Origin of the sequence: Burkholderia sp. Cy-637, from assembly GCF_011753175.1 — a bacterium.
In the GTDB taxonomy this organism is placed as follows: Bacteria; Pseudomonadota; Gammaproteobacteria; order Burkholderiales; family Burkholderiaceae; genus Burkholderia; species Burkholderia gladioli.
This window is the reverse complement of record NZ_VWWC01000400.1, coordinates 1-889: the sequence shown is the minus strand read 5'-3', so window position 1 is coordinate 889 and position 889 is coordinate 1. Positions and strand designations below refer to the sequence as shown.

General features: G+C 75.5%; 1 protein-coding gene. It reads left to right on the top strand.

Translation table 11 applies throughout. The annotated features are described in order from the left end of the window. The coding region (locus F3J10_RS35840; protein ID WP_167244066.1) for a condensation domain-containing protein at positions 1-889 on the top strand (889 nt) is incomplete at both ends.

The following is an 889-nucleotide window of genomic DNA, read 5'->3' as shown; positions in this document are numbered from 1 at the left end:
GCGTGCGCTCGAAGCCTGGCGCGGCCGGCTGGCCGGCATGCCCGAGCGTTCCGCCTTCCCGGCGACGGTGGCGCCCTCGCGCGCCGGCGAGGCCGGCGCGGGCCAGCATCGTTTCCGCATCGACACGGCCACCACCGGCGCGCTCTCCGCGCTGGCCGGCCGTCACGGCCTGAGCGTCTATCAACTGCTGTTCGCGGCCGGCGCGCTGCTGCTGGGTCGCTACGCGGCGCAGCGCGAGGTGGTGCTCGGCATGCCGGCGCATGCGCGCGAGCAGGCCGACGCGAACACCATCGGCTATTTCGCCAACGTGCTGCCGATTCGCGTCGCGCTCGACGACGGCCAGCCGATCGGCGCCTGGCTGCGGCAGGTCAAGGCCGCGATCGTCGACGGGCTGCGCGACCAGGCCTTGCCGCTGCCGGTGCTGGCCGATGCGCTGGGCGCGACCGGCCCGCTGGTGCAGACCGTGATCTCGCTGCTGGCGCCGGGCGCCGGCCGCCCGGCGCTGTCGGCCGGTGATGCGGCTGTCGATGCGGCCGAAGGAGAACGCCTCGCGCCGTTCGCGCTGGGTAGCGCGGGCGGGCGCCTGGCGCTCGGCGACAGCATGCTGGCCTCCTGCGAGACCGGCCATGTGCGCGCGCCGTTCGACCTGACGTTCCAGCTTTGCGAGGACGGCGGCGAACTGGCCGGGGCGATCGCCTATCGCGCCGAACGCCATGCCGCGCTGATGATCGCGCGCCTGGCCGCCAACTTCGCGCGGCTGCTGGCTGCATTGAGCGAGGCCGGCGACTCGGCCCGCGTCGGCGAGCTGCCGATGCTGGCCGAGCCCGAGCTGGCGCTGCTGCGCCGGCACCTGACGGGCCCGGCGGCCACGCCGATGCGCGCCGGCGAA